The sequence below is a fragment of the Arachnia propionica genome (assembly GCF_037055325.1).
Taxonomy (GTDB): Bacteria; Actinomycetota; Actinomycetes; order Propionibacteriales; family Propionibacteriaceae; genus Arachnia.
Genome location: NZ_CP146373.1, coordinates 2,025,791 through 2,043,422 on the forward strand (window position 1 = coordinate 2,025,791; position 17,632 = coordinate 2,043,422).

The 17,632-nt window shown below is 61.8% G+C and carries 12 protein-coding genes and 3 rRNA genes; 7 read left to right on the forward strand and 8 right to left on the reverse strand.

What is annotated here, in order from left to right; all coding sequences use genetic code 11:
- Nucleotides 1–80 precede the first annotated feature (80 nt).
- The 3 genes from V7R84_RS09340 to V7R84_RS09350 are packed head-to-tail and all read left to right on the forward strand — an operon-like array spanning nucleotide 81 to nucleotide 3,480.
- Nucleotides 81–632 carry an ECF transporter S component gene (locus V7R84_RS09340; protein ID WP_338568243.1) on the forward strand — a complete coding sequence of 184 codons (552 nt, stop codon included), beginning with the start codon at nucleotides 81–83 and terminating at the stop codon, nucleotides 630–632.
- Complete coding sequence (locus V7R84_RS09345; protein ID WP_338568244.1) at nucleotides 629–1,390, forward strand: transcriptional regulator; 762 nt, start codon at nucleotides 629–631, stop codon at nucleotides 1,388–1,390. The genes V7R84_RS09340 and V7R84_RS09345 overlap by 4 nt, the downstream gene beginning before the upstream one ends.
- Entirely contained in the window at nucleotides 1,387–3,480 is a 2,094-nt protein-coding gene (locus V7R84_RS09350; protein WP_338568245.1) for an ATP-binding cassette domain-containing protein, read from the forward strand. Before V7R84_RS09345 ends, V7R84_RS09350 begins: the two co-directional genes overlap by 4 nt.
- Here the strand turns inward: V7R84_RS09350 and V7R84_RS09355 are convergent.
- From V7R84_RS09355 to V7R84_RS09365, 3 genes are read right to left on the reverse strand one after another with little or no spacing between them, the layout of a single operon-like run.
- Entirely contained in the window at nucleotides 3,451–4,257 is an 807-nt protein-coding gene (locus V7R84_RS09355; protein ID WP_412728118.1) for an HAD-IIA family hydrolase, read from the reverse strand. The two genes, V7R84_RS09350 and V7R84_RS09355, sit on opposite strands and share 30 nt — an antisense overlap.
- 12 nt (nucleotides 4,258–4,269) lie before the next feature.
- A complete protein-coding gene (locus V7R84_RS09360) occupies nucleotides 4,270–4,842 on the reverse strand; it encodes a hypothetical protein (protein ID WP_338568249.1) in 573 nt (190 codons plus the stop codon).
- Between the two features lie 2 nt (nucleotides 4,843–4,844).
- The gene (locus V7R84_RS09365) at nucleotides 4,845–5,234 is read right to left on the reverse strand and encodes a roadblock/LC7 domain-containing protein (protein ID WP_338568251.1); all 390 of its coding nucleotides are present in this window, start codon (nucleotides 5,232–5,234) and stop codon (nucleotides 4,845–4,847) included.
- A gap of 240 nt (nucleotides 5,235–5,474) precedes the next feature.
- Here V7R84_RS09365 and V7R84_RS09370 point away from each other — a divergent pair, with 240 nt between their 5' ends.
- Entirely contained in the window at nucleotides 5,475–6,206 is a 732-nt protein-coding gene (locus V7R84_RS09370; RefSeq protein ID WP_338568253.1) for an OmpA family protein, read from the forward strand.
- A gap of 3 nt (nucleotides 6,207–6,209) precedes the next feature.
- Complete coding sequence (locus V7R84_RS09375) at nucleotides 6,210–8,888, forward strand: hypothetical protein (protein ID WP_338568255.1); 2,679 nt, start codon at nucleotides 6,210–6,212, stop codon at nucleotides 8,886–8,888.
- Here the strand turns inward: V7R84_RS09375 and V7R84_RS09380 are convergent, their stop codons facing one another.
- The 5 genes from V7R84_RS09380 to tyrS all read right to left on the reverse strand — a co-directional run bounded on the left by V7R84_RS09380 (nucleotide 8,889) and on the right by tyrS (nucleotide 16,919).
- Nucleotides 8,889–9,722: a fructosamine kinase family protein gene (locus tag V7R84_RS09380; RefSeq protein WP_338568257.1), complete on the reverse strand. Its 834-nt coding sequence runs from the start codon at nucleotides 9,720–9,722 to the stop codon at nucleotides 8,889–8,891.
- Between the two features lie 250 nt (nucleotides 9,723–9,972).
- A 5S ribosomal RNA gene (gene rrf / locus V7R84_RS09385) occupies nucleotides 9,973–10,089 on the reverse strand.
- Between the two features lie 94 nt (nucleotides 10,090–10,183).
- Nucleotides 10,184–13,299, reverse strand: a 23S ribosomal RNA gene (locus V7R84_RS09390).
- A 271-nt stretch (nucleotides 13,300–13,570) separates the two neighbouring features.
- A 16S ribosomal RNA gene (locus tag V7R84_RS09395) occupies nucleotides 13,571–15,091 on the reverse strand.
- Together the 16S, 23S and 5S rRNA genes form the textbook arrangement of a ribosomal RNA operon.
- Nucleotides 15,092–15,659: 568 nt before the next feature.
- Nucleotides 15,660–16,919: a tyrosine--tRNA ligase gene (tyrS, locus tag V7R84_RS09400; RefSeq protein ID WP_338568259.1), complete on the reverse strand. Its 1,260-nt coding sequence runs from the start codon at nucleotides 16,917–16,919 to the stop codon at nucleotides 15,660–15,662.
- Between the two features lie 87 nt (nucleotides 16,920–17,006).
- Between tyrS and V7R84_RS09405 the strand changes: the two genes are divergently transcribed.
- Complete coding sequence (locus tag V7R84_RS09405) at nucleotides 17,007–17,318, forward strand: metalloregulator ArsR/SmtB family transcription factor (RefSeq protein ID WP_338568261.1); 312 nt, start codon at nucleotides 17,007–17,009, stop codon at nucleotides 17,316–17,318.
- Entirely contained in the window at nucleotides 17,302–17,628 is a 327-nt protein-coding gene (locus V7R84_RS09410; protein WP_338568263.1) for a hypothetical protein, read from the forward strand. The genes V7R84_RS09405 and V7R84_RS09410 overlap by 17 nt, the downstream gene beginning before the upstream one ends.
- The last annotated feature ends 4 nt before the right edge of the window (nucleotides 17,629–17,632 follow it).

Sequence of the window (17,632 nt, forward strand, 5' to 3'; positions counted from 1 at the left end):
AAGAAGCGACCCCTGTCGAGATCACGCTCTCGGCTCCGCTATGTTCAGGACCGGTTTACGTCCGTCACGAGGAAGGTCCCATGAGCGAACAACCCACCGTGTCCACATCCGGTTCGAACGGGTTTCTCTCACCGCGACGGGTGGCGCGGGTCGCGATCCTGGTGGCGCTGTCGGGGGTGGGGGCGTTCATCAAGATCCCGAGCCCGACGGGCACCGTCGCTCTCGACGCGGCCCCCGGATATCTGGCCGCGGTCGCCTTCTCCCCGCTGGAGGGTGGTGTCGTGGGGGCGCTCGGACACCTGATCTCCGCCGCGACCGCCGGTTTCCCGCTGGGCCTGCCGATCCACCTGATCATCGCGGCGGAAATGTTCGTGTTCGCCTGGGTCCTCGGCGTGCTGGCCCGGCCCCTGGGCGCCGTGGTGGCCGCTGCGGTGGCGGTGCTTCTCAACGGTCTGCTGGCCCCCGCGGTCCTGCTTCCCATCGGCGGGCTCGGAATGTATGCCGCGCAGGTGGTGCCGCTGCTGGTGGGTTCCGCCATCAATGTCGTCGTGGCCGTGATCGCGGGGATCGCCCTGGCGGCGGCTGGGCTCGCCGAACGTTCCGTACGACTCATGGGCCGCAGCACATCGTGACGGACCCGGTTCGTCCCGTCCGCGACCTCCTGATCGTCGACGGCTCCCCGCCTCTGGTGATCGCCTGCGACTCGGTGGGCGGTATTGGACCGCGACCCGCCGATCTGGTGCGGGTGTCCGCCGACGTGGTGGCGCACTTCGCGGCCCGGGTGCCGCTGCTGGAGGTGCTGTGCTCCGGGGCGCAACCCGTCGCGTTGGTCAACACCCTCTGCCACGACATGGCCGAGGCCACCGTCTTCATCGACACGTTCCGCGCGGTCGCCTCGGAGGTCGGCATCCGAGGCGACGCGGTGACGGGCAGCACGGAGGAGAACGTGCCCTCACCCGCGACGGGGGTCGGGGTGACGGTGATCGGCACCCTGGCAGGTGACCTGCTCACCGGTGGGGGCCGCCCGGGCGACGTGGTGATCTGTGTCGGCTGGCCGCGTTCCGCCCCGCACGACGAGGTTTTCATCGGCCATCCGGACATCGTGCCGCTGTCTACCGTGCAGACCCTCGTCACCACCGGAGCGGTCCACGACGCCCTGCCGGTCGGGTCGCGGGGCATCAGTTACGAGGCCGGGCAGCTCGCCGAATCCAGCGGATGCGCTCTCACGTGGCTGCCCCACCCCCTCCCCCTCGACGTCTCGGGTGGGCCTGCCAGCTGCGTGCTCCTCGCCTGCGACCCGGCCTCCGTCGCCGACCTGCGGAATGCGGTTCCCGGACACGTCCCGTGGCATCCGGTGGCGGAACTGACAGCGAAACCGACGCACCGGTGATCGAGGCCCGAGGGCTCGGTTTCTCCCACCGCGGCACCGGAACCCGGCAGCTAGCCGACATCACCTGCGACATCCCCGCAGGAAGCCGCGTCGCGGTGATGGGCGCCGCGGGTGCAGGCATGTCGACATTCGCGATGACCCTGAACGGCCTGGTCCCCCACCACCACCCCGGCGACCTCTACGGGCAGCTGCGGGTCGCGGGCATCGCCACCCACGAGACGACCCCGCCCCGCCTGGTGCGCGTCGTCGGCCTGGTCTCGCAGAACCCGGAAGCCCAGGTGATGGAGCGCCTGGTGATCGACGACGTCGCCACCGGTCCCGCGAACCTAGGGCTGGACCGCGACGAGGTGCTTTTCAGGGCCCGGCGCGCCCTGGAAGAGGTCGGGCTGGCGGGCCTGGCGGATCGTGAAACGGCCACGTTGTCCGGCGGGCAGCTCCAGCGACTCGCGATCGCCGGGGCGCTCGCGATGGAACCGCAGATCCTGGTCCTCGACGAACCCACCTCGGCCCTCGACCCGGAGGGGGCGGCGACGGTGCGGCGCATCGTCGCGGACCTCAGCGCTGCGGGACGCACCGTGGTCATGGTGGATCACGACCCGGATGCCGTGGCCGTCTGGGCGGATCTGCTCCTGGTGCTGGAGGAGGGGAAACTCGCGTATTTCGGCGCACCTGGCGCGTTCCTCGACGACGAGCGGCGGGTCGCGGCGGCGGGTATCCGCCCCCGCCACCGGTGCCGCGGCGGTGTGCCGGAGCGACCCGAACCACAGACTCCCCCCGTCCTGGAGGCCATCGACCTGACCCACCGCTACCCGTCGGGGGTGCTGGCCCTTGACGGGGTCGACGTCACCATCCACCGCGGCGAGTTCGTCGCGCTGTTGGGCGGCAACGGAGCGGGCAAGACCACCCTGGCAAAGCATTTCGCCGGGCTGCTGGAACCAACCTCCGGGACGGTCCGCAGCCACGCCGAGCGGGTGGGGTTCGTCTTCCAGAACCCCGACCATCAGATCTTCGCGAACACCGTCCTCGACGAGGTCGCCTTCGGGCCGCGCAACGCGGGACTGCCGGACCCGGAGGGGGCGGAACGGGCCGGTCGGGCCCTGAAACGGGTGGGGCTGGGGGATGTCGCAGGACTGCATCCGCTGCGGCTCGGACGCGGGGACCGGCAGCGACTGGCGGTGGCCTCTGCCCTGGTGATGAACCCCGACGTCCTCATTCTCGACGAACCCACCAGCGGCTTGGACTGGCGGGGCGCCGAGGCGCTCATGGGATTGCTGACGGACCTGAATCGCGACGGCACCACGATCGTCATGATCACCCACGACCTGCCCCTGGCGGCCCGTCACGCCTCCCACACCGTGACGCTGCCCGCTCCCGTCCCAGAGATAGCCCCGAAGGATCCCGGGAATGCGACCGCACGCGGGAACGGTCTCGATGTGCGTTCAAAGCTCATGGCGCTGACAGCCGTCGTCGCCGCGACCTTCCTTGCCTCCGCTCCCTTGGTCTACCTCGGGCTGGCCGCGCTCACCGCCGGAGCCCTGGTGCGGGTACGCGGGATGCGTGGGCTCTGGGGGCTCTTGGCCCCGATGCTCCCCGTACTGGCCCTGGTCTTCGGTTTCGCCGCCTTCACCCCGGGCGGAATCGGGTACGCCTCCACCCTGGTGTTGCGGCTGGTGACGATGCTGTGCTCGACGGCAGCGCTGCTGGCCACCACCCCCGCCGAACGATTCACCACCCTGATGCGCACCCTCCGGCTGCCGAATCCGCTGGTGTTCGTGTGCACGACCGCGCTGCGTTTCATCCCCACCCTGCGGCGGCGTTCCCGCCAGATCACCGAGGCCCAGCGGGTCCGGGGAGCTCACATCGACTCACGCGGCCCGGTGCGTCGCGTCCTGGCCCACGCCACCATCATGGTGCCGCTGCTGACCAGCGGAATTCGCATGTCGGAGGACCTGGCAGCGGCGATGATCTCCCGCGGCTACGGCATCACCCGTCACCCGACCCGCCTGCACGACCTCCACTGGACCTGGCGCGACACCCTCCTGGCCCTGGTATCAGCCGCCCTACCGCTCCTCGCCGTCGCCGCCGGTTGAATCCTTTTCGACGAGTTCGTGCACACCCTCGACTATCTCGCTCGGGCGGAAAGGGAATCTCTTGGCAGATTCACGGGTGGTGATCCCGGTGAGCACCAGAACGGTATGGAGACCGGCCTCCATTCCGGCGACGATGTCGGTGTCCATTCGGTCACCGATCATTCCCGTGTGTTCACTGTGTGCGCCTATCCGATTCAGCGCAGAACGGAACATCATCGGATTCGGTTTCCCGACCACATAAGGTTTCTTCTGTGTCGCCTCACTCACAAGAGCAGCAATTGCTCCGGTGGCGGGCAATATCCCATCGTTGCTGGGCCCTGTGGCATCAGGATTTGTGACGATGAAACGCGAACCGGATTCGATCAATCGAATTGCACGAGTGATTGATTCAAATGAATACGTTCGAGTTTCCCCTATGACCACGAAATCCGGATTGCGGTCGGTAAGCACGAAACCGGCCTCGTGAAGGGCGGTTATGGTGCCCGCCTCGCCAATCACATACACCGAGGCCCCCGGCTGCTGCTGCTCCAGGAAGGTGGCGGTGGCCAGGGCCGAGGTCCAGATGTGGTCCTCGGGAACTTCCAGCCCAGAGTCACGCAGCCGCGCCGAGAGGTCGCGGGGGGTGAAGATCGAGTTGTTCGTCAGCACCAGGAACGGCGTTTCCGTGCGGGTCCACTGTTCGATCAGCTCCTGGGCCCCGGGAAGCGCCTGTTCCTCGTGCACCAGGACCCCATCCATGTCGGTCAGCCAGGCATGCACATCACTTCGCAGTCGCATCATGACGTCACGCTACAGGCTCAGCTCAGCGCGAGCCCGTCCGAGAAATGCGCCAACCTCTTGGTCGCGCAGCCTTGCCAGCAGGCCCTCCGGCATCCCAGCCGCCTCGTACAGGGCAGTGCTGACCGCACGCTCGTGGCTCCACGCGATGACCACCCGTACGGTGCCGGCGAGCCTACCGACGGCATCTAGCAGCGCCCACCGCTCCTCGTCGGGGATCTCGGAGCGGACCAGCGCGTCCACCACCAGCTGCACCACGTGGTCCGAGGCTGCCAACATCATGGGGTTCGCGGCGCCCTTGGTGACGTGCACCAGCCCGATGAAGGCCATCCAGACCAGGTAGTCGTCATCCCACGGCCCGGTCACCGTCCGCCCCCACCAGCGCTCCAGGTCCTCCCGCGACGGCTCAGCACCCTCGGGCAACCGGGAGTACAGGACCTCTTCCAGGCCCTGCGCGACCTCGGGCCCGAGGGCCAGCAACCGCTCCTGGTGGCGTCGAATGGCGTCGCGGTCCTCGTCGCGCAGGAGTCGCTGCGGGGGAATCTGCCCGACCGCCTCCCGCACCATCACGTGCAATGTCTCCATGATCAGGCCCTCGTGAGTAGCTGTTTGATCTCCACGGCCGCGACGCGGGCCTCTATCCGCATCAGGCCAAGGTTGGATTCAATCGGTCCTTGCATCACCAGCACTGCGTCCTCGCCGGCCCCGTAGACGACCAGGTATCCGTTCCTGCCATGGATGACGGACTCCGACAAGTCACCCATGTTGGTGCGCTCGGAGATACGTTTCCCAATTCCCAGGGCGGTGGCGGCCATCGCGGCGATGCGTTCTGCATCCGCTTCCGGGAAGTCGTGAGCAATGGCCAGGCCGTCCTGAGAAGCGATCATGACGCCATGAAGCTCCGGTATGGCCCGCCTGATGGCACTGAGAACAAGCTTGAGATCACTGTGCTTGCTGCTGCCGAATTTTCCATCCATTGCGCTTCCTTCCGCCCTCGTTGGATATGTCACCCCACAGTGCCTCAGTGCCGGGACACCTCCTGAGGACACTCGCGGACATGTTATCCCCTTTTTGTAGGTCTTCCCCCGAAGTGGAATACTAGATGATTCCAGACGAAAGTTAGGATGTGAACGCAAAAACGTTCAGTGAAACTGGATCGGATACCCGGATGCAGCAAGTCGGGATATAAGGTCGGTTCACAAGAGTATGGAGGTGCCGTGAAGGGAACCATGGTGGCCGGGGTCGCCGGGTTGGTCGCACTCGTGGCCGTCGGGGCGGCAGGTGGTGCGCTGCTCGTGGAACGGACACTCACCGAGGAGGCGACCCGCTCGCTCGCAGCCCAGGGACTTGACGCCCACGTCGCCTTCTCCGGGTTGACCGCCACCGTCTCCGCCGCCGATCCAGACCAACTGCCGACGGCGATGAAACTGGTGCTGGACATCCCGGGGGTGATCCGCGCCGAAGCCGATCGTTCCTCGCTGCCCGCCGCATCCACGTCACAGGCCACGAAGCCCGCGACGCCCACCCCGAGTCCCTCTCCCACACCCACACCCAGCCCCTCCGAACCGACGCCATCCCCCAGTCCGTCGCCCAGCCCGACTCCCAAGGAGATGCCGAAGTCGGTGGTGAAGTTCGAGGGTGGGGAGTCAGAAGTCTCGTCCAGCGAACGGACCAAGATCGTTGAACTGGCGGTCTGGCTCCAGGCCAATCCAGATGTCACCGTCGAAGTCGCCGGGCACACGGACAACGGGCGTTCTTCTGATTTCCGGCGGGAACTGTCGGAGAAACGCGCACAGCGCGTGGTCGACGCCCTCGTTGCGGCAGGGGCGAATCGCGATCAACTGGTGGCAGTCGGAAAAGCCGACACAGAACCCGCGGAATCGAATTCGACTCCGGAGGGCCAAGCAGCGAACCGGCGAGTGACGTTCGTGCAACGAGGGGAAAGGTAGATCATGAACGGATATCTTCTGCTGGCCATCGAACTGGCGGCAATTCTTGTCGTGTGCGTCGGTTTGGCGTTGTTCCTGGGATGGGTACTCGGAAAACGTTCCGCCCGCGCGAAACTGGCCGCCGAACAGGATTCGTCACAGACACCAGCGACGGATGCGTTGAAGACCTCCAGGGTCGAGGAGAAGAAGGAACCCACCCCTCTCACTTCCCGTGCAGTTCCCGTGACCGCACAGACATCACCTGTCACCACGCAGTCCCCCTCCCCGATCGTGGCTTCCGCATCCGATCCACAGCAGCCGGTGTCGAGCCCATCGCCCTTTGCGCCCAGCCCGTCGCCCACGGGTAACGCAGCCCCCGCCGAGACGGGGACTGCTCGGCCCGATCCCCTCAACGACCACACCATCTCCGACGACTCCGCCGTCGACACCCACCTGATCCCCCGGATCGCCGACCAGACCACGTCCCCCGCCCCCGAGCCCGAGGCTTCCGATCCGCGACTTCTGGATGCGGAAGCCCGCGCCAACGAGGCCGAGAGCAAGGCCCGTGACGCCGAGACCAAGGCCCGCGAAGCCGAAGTCAGGATCGAGGAGGCCAATCAGCGTGCCCGTGAGGCCGAGGCCAAGGCCCAGGAAGCTGAAGCAAAAGTCGAAGCGGCTGAGGCGAAGGTTGAGGAGGCCGGTCAGCAGATCACGCAGGCCGATCAACGCGTTTCCGAGGCCGAGGCCAAGGCCCAGGAGGCCGACCAGATGGCCCGCGCCGCCGAGACCCGTGCCGCCGAAGCGGAAACCCGCGTGCAGGAGGCCAACCAGCACATCAACGACGCCGAACAGGCCCGTCGCCAGGTGGTCGAGCTGGAGGAACGGATCAACAAACAGGAAATCGACATGGCCCGGCTGGAGAACCGCGCCACCACCGCCTGGGACAAGACGATGCCTACCCTCATCGAACGAATCGAGTCCCTGGAAGACGATCTCTCCCATGCCCGCCGCGAAGCCGCGGAACTCCAGGCCATGCTCGCCTCCGAACGTGACCAGGCCACCCCCACCCCGGCTCCCGAGGCCGATACCGAAGAAGAAGCATCGGAAGCCGAACCCGTCCACGAGGACATCGTCGACGAGGCCACCGGGCAGACCGAAGTCATCAAGGAAGATTCCTGGCAGACAATCGGTCCTGGCACCGGAGCCGCACAGGAAACCCCGATCACGTTCGCATCCAGCGCCCTCCCCAGCATGCAACCCGCCACGGAGGACGAGGGCGAGAACGAGGAACCGGAAGACCTCGAGTCAGCAGAGGAAACAGCAGACGCCGAGGAAGCGGCAGACACCGAAGAAACGGCAGACACCAAGGCCGATGCAACCGAAGAACCCGAACCGACCAGCGTGACCGCAGAGGATGCTCCTGCGGAGCCGGTGGATACCGATCCGGTGGACGAGAAAACCGACGGGACCGAAGAGAACGAAGAACAACAGCCCACCGCCGAGGAATCCGCCACCGAGGAATCCGCTGAAGGCGAAGAACCAGACGTTCACTCCCACGAGCAGCTCGCCCCCACAGCCGTCGTCGAACACGAGGTGGAAATCCCGGACCACGACGCACACGACGAGGAACCAGCAGACCTCGAGCCAGCCGAAGAAACAGCAGACACCAAGGCCGCTGCAACCGAGGAACCCGAACCGACCAGCGTGACCGCAGAGGACGCACCCGTAGAAGACACCCCTGAAGAGGACGCCCCTGCGGAGCCGGTGGATACCGATCCGGTGGACGAGAAAACCGACGGGACCGAAGAGAACGAAGAACAACAGCCCACCGCCGAGGAATCCGCCACCGAGGAATCCGCTGAAGGCGAAGAACCCGAACCGGACGAAGAGGCCACCGAAACTCGCCTGATGCCGCTGATTCCAGAGCCCACCTTCACCAATTTCGACGAACTCACCGCCGCCTGGAAGGAGCGGGAGACCGTCAAGTCCGAGGAGAAGCCGCAGAGCACCAGCCACACCACGGCGTGGCCCGAGCCGGAGGACGTGGAGGCAGTCACAGCGACCCGCCTGATCCCCGTCATCAAGGATGAAGAACCAGCTCCCCGACCCAACGGGAAAGACGATCTGGAGGCTCTCACCGACACCGGAAGTTTCGCCCGGCTCATCGCAACCGGCCCAGCACCGGAAGCCCCTTCCTTCACCGCTCCCTTGGACATCCCCGGAACGGAATACCTCACCCCCTCGACGCCGGCCTACCCCGTCACGGCACACCACGACGCCGCGACCATCCCCGACATCCCAAGGATCACCGCACCGATCGCCCAGCCCTTCGAAGCCAAGCAAGACGATGCCACCCCCGACTCACGGCACGACGCAACACCATCAAAAAGCGACCTGTTGATCGATGAAACCGAGGTCGACGAGGTTCCCGTCACCGCCGGGCTCGCCGAGCCGGAACCAGCCGCGGATCCGCGAGTCAACGCGGGACACATCATCGCTCCCCAGTTCAGCATGACCAAGGAACACGACGGCATCCTGCGAAGCCCACTTGAGCGGAAGGGACAACAGATCTCGATCAGCCTCGAGGAGGACTACACCCTCGCCGATCCCATCGACGAGGAGATCGAGGTCATGGATGCCCCCGAGGAAGAGTTCCCCGTCGGGGTCGGTATCCCGCCCGAGGACTACCCCCGGGCCCGGTGATCAACTGGCAAGGTCAGCGGTACCGAGCCTGACCAGCTGCCTGCTCCGCTCCGCATCACCCCTGAGCCGTCGGGCCAGGGTGAGGGCTTGGGGAATGTAATTCCCGGAGTAGAGAGCAGCATGCACGAGAACCATGTGGAATTGGTGCACAGACACCCGGTGCTGCCACCCATCCGCCAATGGACTGACCTCCTGGTAGCCGGCGATGATGGAATCCAGATGCGGGGCCCGGAAAAGCGCCAGCTCCGCCAAATCTGTCTCGGCGTGCCCGCCATGGGCCGACGGGTCGAGCAACGTACCAGTTGTTCCCTCAGCACCAGGCGTGACGGCCCACATCACGTTCCCGGCCCAGAGATCGCCGTGGATCCTCGCGACATCCCCGACCAGTGCGGGCTGGGGCGCATCGAAACGCCCCTCCGCCACCAAGTCAATGGCTCGATGCAGCACCAACCTGGCTTCCCGGGGAACCTCCGCCAGCCTCAAGTAGGGACGCAACCGCGCCTCGGCATAGAACTCGCCCCACCCGTTCCATCTGGGGGCACGACTGACGGGAGCCGGCAGCTCCGCCAACCGCGCATCGGTCTCGCGCAAACCCGGTGGTGGCGCACCCCAGTGTGACGCGCCAGCCGCATGGGTCCGCGCGAGGCGCCTCCCGAACCTGGCAGCGTCTTCAGAGCTCGGGGTTCCGTGGGTGAGACGGCGGGTCTCCAGCCACGACTGCCCACGATCCACCACTTCAGCCACAGCCGCGCCGCCCGTCGCATCGGCTAGCCAGAAAAGACTCGTAACCTCCGTCGCGATGGCCGCCGGGCTACCGCTCTTGTGGAAACTCATAACCTCACCTCACCAAGCAGGCTCCCGATGCATGACATGTGCGCCGCGTCGCATCTGCCAAGGCCAGACATCCGTTCCATTTCGAGGCTCCCTTGCCTGTGTGACGCCCGGGATCGGGCACCCGGGCCTCAAGTTTACAGGCAATACCGCAGGAAACCAGCCCATGATGACGGGCACGTCTGCGTGCCCACGTGGGTGTGGTTGTGCTCCCACACGTGTTTGGGGTGTGGGGGCAGTTGTGGGTTTGTGTGTCCGGCGGCGTCTTACTCTCCCACACACTCGCGTGTGCAGTACCATCAGCGCTGGGAGGCTTAACTTCCGGGTTCGGGATGGGACCGGGTGTTTCCCTCTCGCTATGGCCACCGGAACAAGTCCGTGACACAAAAGAATATGTTTTTGTTTGTTGTGGTGTTGTGTGTGTTTTGGGATACCTCATAGTGGACGCGAGTAGGTGTTGTTGTTGTGGCAAGCCCTCGGCCTATTAGTATCGGTCAGCTTCACACATTACTGTGCTTCCACGTCCGACCTATCGACCCTGTGGTCTGCAGGGGGCCTTACCACCTTGATGGTGTGGGAGTCCTCATCTTGAAGCGTGCTTCCCGCTTAGATGCTTTCAGCGGTTATCACTTCCCAACGTAGCCAACCAGCCGTGCTCCTGGCGGAACAACTGGCACACCAGAGGTTGGTCCGTCCCGGTCCTCTCGTACTAAGGACAGCCCTTCTCAAGACTCCTACGCGCGCAGCGGATAGGGACCGAACTGTCTCACGACGTTCTAAACCCAGCTCGCGTGCCGCTTTAATGGGCGAACAGCCCAACCCTTGGGACCGACTCCAGCCCCAGGATGCGACGAGCCGACATCGAGGTGCCAAACCATGCCGTCGCTATGGACGCTCGGGCAAGATCAGCCTGTTATCCCCGGGGTACCTTTTATCCGTTGAGTCCTGGCGCTTCCATTCGCTACCAGAAGATCACTAGTCCCGACTTTCGTCCCTGCTCGACCCGTCAGTCTCGCAGTCAAGCTCCCTTGTGCACTTACACTCGCTACCTGATTGCCAACCAGGCTGAGGGAACCTTTGGGCGCCTCCGTTACCTTTTAGGAGGCGACCGCCCCAGTCAAACTACCCATCAGGCACTGTCCCTGAACCGGATAACGGTCCTAGGTTAGATAACCAGAGTGACCAGAGTGGTATTTCAACGACGACTCCACCGAAACTAGCGTCCCGGCTTCACAGTCTCCCACCTATCCTACACAAGTCACACCGATCACCAATACCAAACTATAGTAAAGGTCCCGGGGTCTTTCCGTCCTGCTGCGCGTAACGAGCATCTTTACTCGTAATGCAATTTCACCGGGTTCGTGGTGGAGACAGCGCCCAAATCGTTACTCCATTCGTGCAGGTCGGAACTTACCCGACAAGGAATTTCGCTACCTTAGGATGGTTATAGTTACCACCGCCGTTTACTGGGGCTTAAGTTCACCGCTTCACCACACAAAATGGCTGACAGTTCCCCTTAACCTTCCAGCACCGGGCAGGAGTCAGTCCGTATACGTCCTCTTACGAGTTGGCACGGACCTGTGTTTTTAGTAAACAGTCGCTTGGGCCTGGTCTCTGCGACCCTTGACGCTCTCGAAGCAAGTTCTAACACGTCGCAGGTCCCCCTTATCCCGAAGTTACGGGGGTATTTTGCCGAGTTCCTTCACCACGATTATCCCGATCGCCTCGGTATACTCTACCTATCCACCTGTGTCGGTTTAGGGTACGGGCGGCTAACAACTCGCTAACGAAGCTTTTCTAGGCAGCATAGGATCACTCAACCCGAACCAAAAGGTACGGGCCCATCATGTCTCAGGCATCACGGAATGCGGATTTACCTACATCCCACCCTACACACTTAGCCTCAGAACAACCAACGCGTGAGGATGAGCTACCTTCCTGCGTCCCTCCGCAGCTTGCCTACTACACACTCGGGTCACAGACTCAACCACCCGCCACCCCGAAAGGCAACAGACAGTCTCGCATGCTTAGCATCGCGCGCCTCAGCACGGGCGTTGTTTCGCCGGTACGGGAATATCAACCCGTTGTCCATCGACTACGCCTGTCGGCCTCGCCTTAGGTCCCGACTAACCCAGGGCAGATTAACTTGACCCTGGAACCCTTGGATAATCGGCGGACGGGTTTCTCACCCGTCATTCGCTACTCATGCCTGCATTCTCACTCGTATGCACTCCACGATCAGGTCACCCCACCGCTTCAACACGCACACGACGCTCCCCTACCCATCCACACAACCTTCCGGTCACACATGTGAATGCCACAGCTTCGGCGGATAACTTGAGCCCCGCTAAATTGTCGGCGCAGAATCACTTGACCAGTGAGCTATTACGCACTCTTTCAAGGATGGCTGCTTCCAAGCCAACCTCCTGGTTGTCAACGCAACTCCACATCCTTTTCCACTTAGTTACCGCTTAGGGGCCTTAGCTGATGATCTGGGCTGTTTCCCTCTCGACTATGAAGCTTATCCCCCACAGTCTCACTGCCACGCTCTCACTTACCGGCATTCGGAGTTTGGCTGATTTCGGTAAGCTTGTGGGCCCCCTAGACCATCCAGTGCTCTACCTCCGGCAAGAAACACGCAACGCTGCACCTAAATGCATTTCGGGGAGAACCAGCTATCACGGAGTTTGATTGGCCTTTCACCCCTATCCACAGCTCATCTCCTCGGTTTTCAACCCAAGTGAGTTCGGGCCTCCACGAAGTCTTACCTTCGCTTCACCCTGGCCATGGATAGATCACCCCGCTTCGGGTCTAGAGCACGCGACTACAACGCCCTATTAGGACTCGCTTTCACTACGGCTACCCCACACAGGTTAACCTCGCCACGCACCACTAACTCGCAGGCTCATTCTTCAAAAGGCACGCCGTCACCCAAAACAAAAAATTTTAAGCTCCGACGGATTGTATGCGATCGGTTTCAGGTACTATTTCACTCCCCTCCCGGGGTACTTTTCACCATTCCCTCACGGTACTAATACACTATCGGTCACCAAGGAGTATTTAGGCTTAGCAGATGGTCCTGCCAGATTCACACGAAATTCCACGAGTTCCGTGCTACTTGGGAAAAACGACAACGAGTGACAGACATACGCCTACGGGAGTATCACCCTCTACGCTCCAGCTTTCCAACCAGTTCAACTTCATCCATCATTTATAACTCGCCGGCCCGTCAACAGCCAGACCACATCGCACCCCACAACCCCCATACCGCAACACCTGTCAGCTATCACACGGCACGGGTTTAGCCTCCTCCGCTTTCGCTCGCCACTACTCACGGAATCACTATTGTTTTCTCTTCCTACGGGTACTGAGATGTTTCACTTCCCCGCGTTCCCTCCAACTGCCCTATACATTCAGACAGAGGTCACCGGACACAACTCCGGAAATTCAAGGTTTCCCCATTCGGACATCCCAGGATCACAGCTCGTTTACCAACTCCCCTGGGCTTATCGCAGGTTACAACGTCCTTCATCGGCTCTTGGTGCCAAGGCATCCACCGATCGCACTTAGTAGCTTGCCAAAAAACAACAACAAAATCTACAAAGATGCTCGCGTCCACTATAAAGTTCTCAAAACACACACCCCCAAAAACCCCCCGACACAACCGGGAGACCCCTAGGAGCCACAGAGAAACCGCAGCCACACAAAGACCACCGACCTCTCAAAACCCAACAGCGCGCCACCACAAACATGGTACAAGCCAACGTTCCACCCAGAAACCAAAAACATGACCAGCCCCCAGAAAAACATCCAGGAACAAACCAGCCACACACAAAAAATTGGCTCCTTAGAAAGGAGGTGATCCAGCCGCACCTTCCGGTACGGCTACCTTGTTACGACTTAGTCCTAATCACCAGTCCCACCTTCGACAGCTCCCTCCCAAACGGGTTAGGCCACCGGCTTCGGGTGTTACCGACTTTCATGACTTGACGGGCGGTGTGTACAAGCCCCGGGAACGTATTCACCGCAGCGTTGCTGATCTGCGATTACTAGCGACTCCGACTTCATGGGGTCGAGTTGCAGACCCCAATCCGAACTGAGACCGGCTTTTAGAGATTCGCTCACCCTCACAGGCTCGCAGCTCACTGTACCGGCCATTGTAGCATGCGTGAAGCCCTGGACATAAGGGGCATGATGACTTGACGTCATCCCCACCTTCCTCCGAGTTGACCCCGGCGGTCTCCAATGAGTCCCCGGCATAACCCGCTGGCAACATTGGACGAGGGTTGCGCTCGTTGCGGGACTTAACCCAACATCTCACGACACGAGCTGACGACAGCCATGCACCACCTGTAAACCGACCAAAAAAGCACGCCCATCTCTGAACGCTTCCGGCATATGTCAAACCCAGGTAAGGTTCTTCGCGTTGCATCGAATTAATCCGCATGCTCCGCCGCTTGTGCGGGGCCCCGTCAATTCCTTTGAGTTTTAGCCTTGCGGCCGTACTCCCCAGGCGGGGTACTTAATGCGTTAGCTACGGCACGGAGAACGTGGAATGTCCCCCACACCTAGTACCCACCGTTTACAGCGTGGACTACCAGGGTATCTAAGCCTGTTCGCTCCCCACGCTTTCGCTTCTCAGCGTCAGGAAAGGTCCAGAGAACCGCCTTCGCCACCGGTGTTCCTCCTGATATCTGCGCATTCCACCGCTCCACCAGGAATTCCATTCTCCCCTACCTCCCTCAAGTCAGCCCGTATCGAAAGCAAGCTCAGAGTTAAGCCCTGAGTTTTCACTCCCGACGCGACAAACCACCTACAAGCTCTTTACGCCCAATAAATCCGGACAACGCTCGCACCCTACGTATCACCGCGGCTGCTGGCACGTAGTTAGCCGGTGCTTCTTCTACTGCTACCGTCACAAAAAGCTTCGTCACAATTGAAAGCGGTTTACAACCCGAAGGCCGTCATCCCGCACGCGGCGTTGCTGCATCAGACTTCCGTCCATTGTGCAATATTCCCCACTGCTGCCTCCCGTAGGAGTTTGGGCCGTATCTCAGTCCCAATGTGGCCGGTCGCCCTCTCAGGCCGGCTACCCGTCGAAGCCTTGGTGAGCCACTACCTCACCAACAAGCTGATAGGCCGCGAGTCCATCCCCAACCAAAAAATCTTTCCAACCCACAAGATGCCTTGCAAGCTCATATCCAGTATTAGCAACCGTTTCCGACTGTTATCCCAGAGATGAGGGCAGGTTACTCACGTGTTACTCACCCGTTCGCCACTCGTGTACCCCCGAAAGGGCCTTACCGTTCGACTTGCATGTGTTAAGCACACCGCCAGCGTTCGTCCTGAGCCAGGATCAAACTCTCCATCGAAAAAATCAAACACACCCACACCCACACAACAATGCAGACACAGGCACATCCAAAAATTCAACACAGAACCCAATCACCGACAAACCCCCACAACACACACAAACATGCATGCCACAGGAGCCATCAATCAAAGGAAAAAACAAGAAACAAACCAAGAACAAAAAATCCCTGATCCATCCCCAAAAAATGGCATTGACTTAAAGCACGCTGTTGAGTTCTCAAACTTCGGAAGCCATCCATGCGGCTGGCGACTCGATCAACTTTACCCGGACTCATTTTGATAGTCAAATCAAGCCCTGATTAAGTTGTCCTGAGTTTGCTTCGGCCTGACCGAAGCTCATTCATCTTAGACCCATTTCCTCAATCCGTCAACCGGATCTTCATCTTCTTTCGCGACCCTGAGTGGGATCCATGCGACCACACTCGCCTCAAAATCAGACGATCGGAATCGGGGTTCCCAATAAGTTCGCCCCGAGAGCCTGAGGTAGATTACACGCCTAGAACGGATCGCGCAACTCCACGCCAGGGGCGGCTCTTCTAGCCCCGCCTAGCGGGCACGAAAGCCACATCAGTCCACTCCGATCTGGATCCCACCGACGGTCCGCCGCCCCCTGCGCACGATCGCGCAGCAACCGCCTAGGAGATCGGTCTCCGTCAGACTGAACTCGGGATCGGTGATCTTCTCGTTATTCACGTACGCGCCCCCCTCGAGGACAGCACGTCTTGCCGCAGCCTTCGACTCAACGATCCCAGCAATCAGGAAGGCATCCGCCAAAGGAATAGGGAGCTTCACCTCCGGAGCCTTGAGCTCACGCATGATTCCCCGGAGAGTTTCCTCCGACAACCCGGATAGCTCACCTCGACCAAACAGAGCCGCGGCAGCAGCCACCGCTCCCTTCCGTTCCTCGACTCCATGCACGATGTCGGTGACGTCATCAGCGAGAGCCTTCTGAGCCAGCCGCTTGTGAGGTTCGTTCTCAGTGGCCTTCTCCAGTTCCTCGATCTCCTCACGAGTTCGGAAACTGAATACTTTCAGGTAATCAACCACCTTCACGTCCTCCGCGTTGAGGAAGAACTGATGGAAGGCATAGGGGCTAGTCAGCTCACGGTCAAGCCAGACGGTACCGGACTCGGTCTTGCCGAACTTCGTGCCATCAGCCTTGGTCAGCAGAGGTGTGGCCAGAGCATGCGCCCGCACCTGATCGGACCGACGAAGTAGTTCAACTCCCGCAGTAATATTCCCCCACTGGTCCGAACCGCCATGTTGCAGGGTGACTCCGTACCGGCGGTACAACTCCCGGTAGTCCATCGACTGGAGAAGTACGTAAGAGAACTCCGTGTAGCTGATCCCAGAATCCAGCCGACGCGCCACCACGTCGCGAGCGAGCATCCGATTCACGGGAAAGTGCTTCCCGACATCGCGCAAGAAATCGAGAACCGACATCCCTGCGGTCCAGTCGAGATTGTTGACCATCACCGCGGCGTTGCCCCCCTCGAAGGAAACGAAACGCTCAGCCTGGGCACGAATCCGCTCCACCCATCCGGCGACGACCTCCTTGGAGTTCATCACCCGCTCCCCCGTCTCCTTGGGATCACCAATCTGCCCCGTGGCACCACCCACCAACAAGTGCGGTTTGTGTCCGGCCTGCTGCAGACGACGGGCGAACAGGAGTTGCACAAGATTTCCCATGTGCAGACTCGGCGCCGTCGGGTCGAAACCCACGTAGAACTTGACAGGCCCCTCGTCCATGTGGGCCCCGAGGGCTTCCAGGTCGGTCGAGTGGGCAATCAACCCACGCCAGCAGAGGTCGTCGAGCAATGCGTTCACGAAGGCAGCCTACTCACGCGCTCGCGCGGATTCATCCCACCCTCCCCAGGATTTGCAATGCAGATATTCGCATATAAGAATGGAGGCATGTCAGGCACGGAGGTCGCCGAGTACGAGCCGGTCAGCAGCCTCTTCAAGGCGCTGGCGAATCCGGTGCGTGCTGCCATCGTGCACCTGCTCTCCATCCGAGAGCACACCGTGGGACAGCTCGTCGAAGACCTCGGGCTGCCCCAACCGCTGGTCTCCCAGCACCTGCGGATACTGCGAGGCGCCCGCGTGGTCGCCACCCGCAGGCAGGGGCAGGGAGTTTGGTACAGCATCTGCGATCAGCACGTCGCTCACATCCTGGGCGACGCGATGAAACACACCCAGGAGGGGAAACATGACCACGACCACTGAACACATCGCCGCCGAGGCCCACAAGCACACCCACGGCCCGAACTGCGGTCACGAGGCCGTGATCCACTTCGATCACGTCGACTATATCCACGACGGTCACGCGCACCGCGAGCACGATGGCCACTACGACGAGTGCACCACCTGCACCTGCGGAAACTGCTCCGACACCTGTGCCACCTGCACCTGCGAAAACTGCACCTGCGAAAACTGCTCTCACAACACCTGCTCCTGCGGGTCCTGCAGCTGCGCATCCTGCGCCTCCTGCGTCTGCAAGGACTGCACCTGCCCGACCTGCCGTCACGCAGCCTGAGTGC

Excerpts from the sequence above, each read along its gene's own strand:
- V7R84_RS09340 (WP_338568243.1), top strand. The coding sequence starts at position 81 with ATGAGCGAACAACCCACCGTGTCCACATCCGGTTCGAACGGGTTTCTC.
- V7R84_RS09410 (WP_338568263.1), top strand. The coding sequence starts at position 17,302 with ATGACCACGACCACTGAACACATCGCCGCCGAGGCCCACAAGCACACC.
- V7R84_RS09355 (WP_412728118.1), bottom strand. The coding sequence starts at position 4,257 with ATGCGACTGCGAAGTGATGTGCATGCCTGGCTGACCGACATGGATGGG.
- V7R84_RS09375 (WP_338568255.1), top strand. The coding sequence starts at position 6,210 with ATGAACGGATATCTTCTGCTGGCCATCGAACTGGCGGCAATTCTTGTC.
- V7R84_RS09365 (WP_338568251.1), bottom strand. The coding sequence starts at position 5,234 with ATGGATGGAAAATTCGGCAGCAGCAAGCACAGTGATCTCAAGCTTGTT.
- V7R84_RS09380 (WP_338568257.1), bottom strand. The coding sequence starts at position 9,722 with ATGAGTTTCCACAAGAGCGGTAGCCCGGCGGCCATCGCGACGGAGGTT.
- V7R84_RS09360 (WP_338568249.1), bottom strand. The coding sequence starts at position 4,842 with ATGGAGACATTGCACGTGATGGTGCGGGAGGCGGTCGGGCAGATTCCC.
- V7R84_RS09405 (WP_338568261.1), top strand. The coding sequence starts at position 17,007 with ATGTCAGGCACGGAGGTCGCCGAGTACGAGCCGGTCAGCAGCCTCTTC.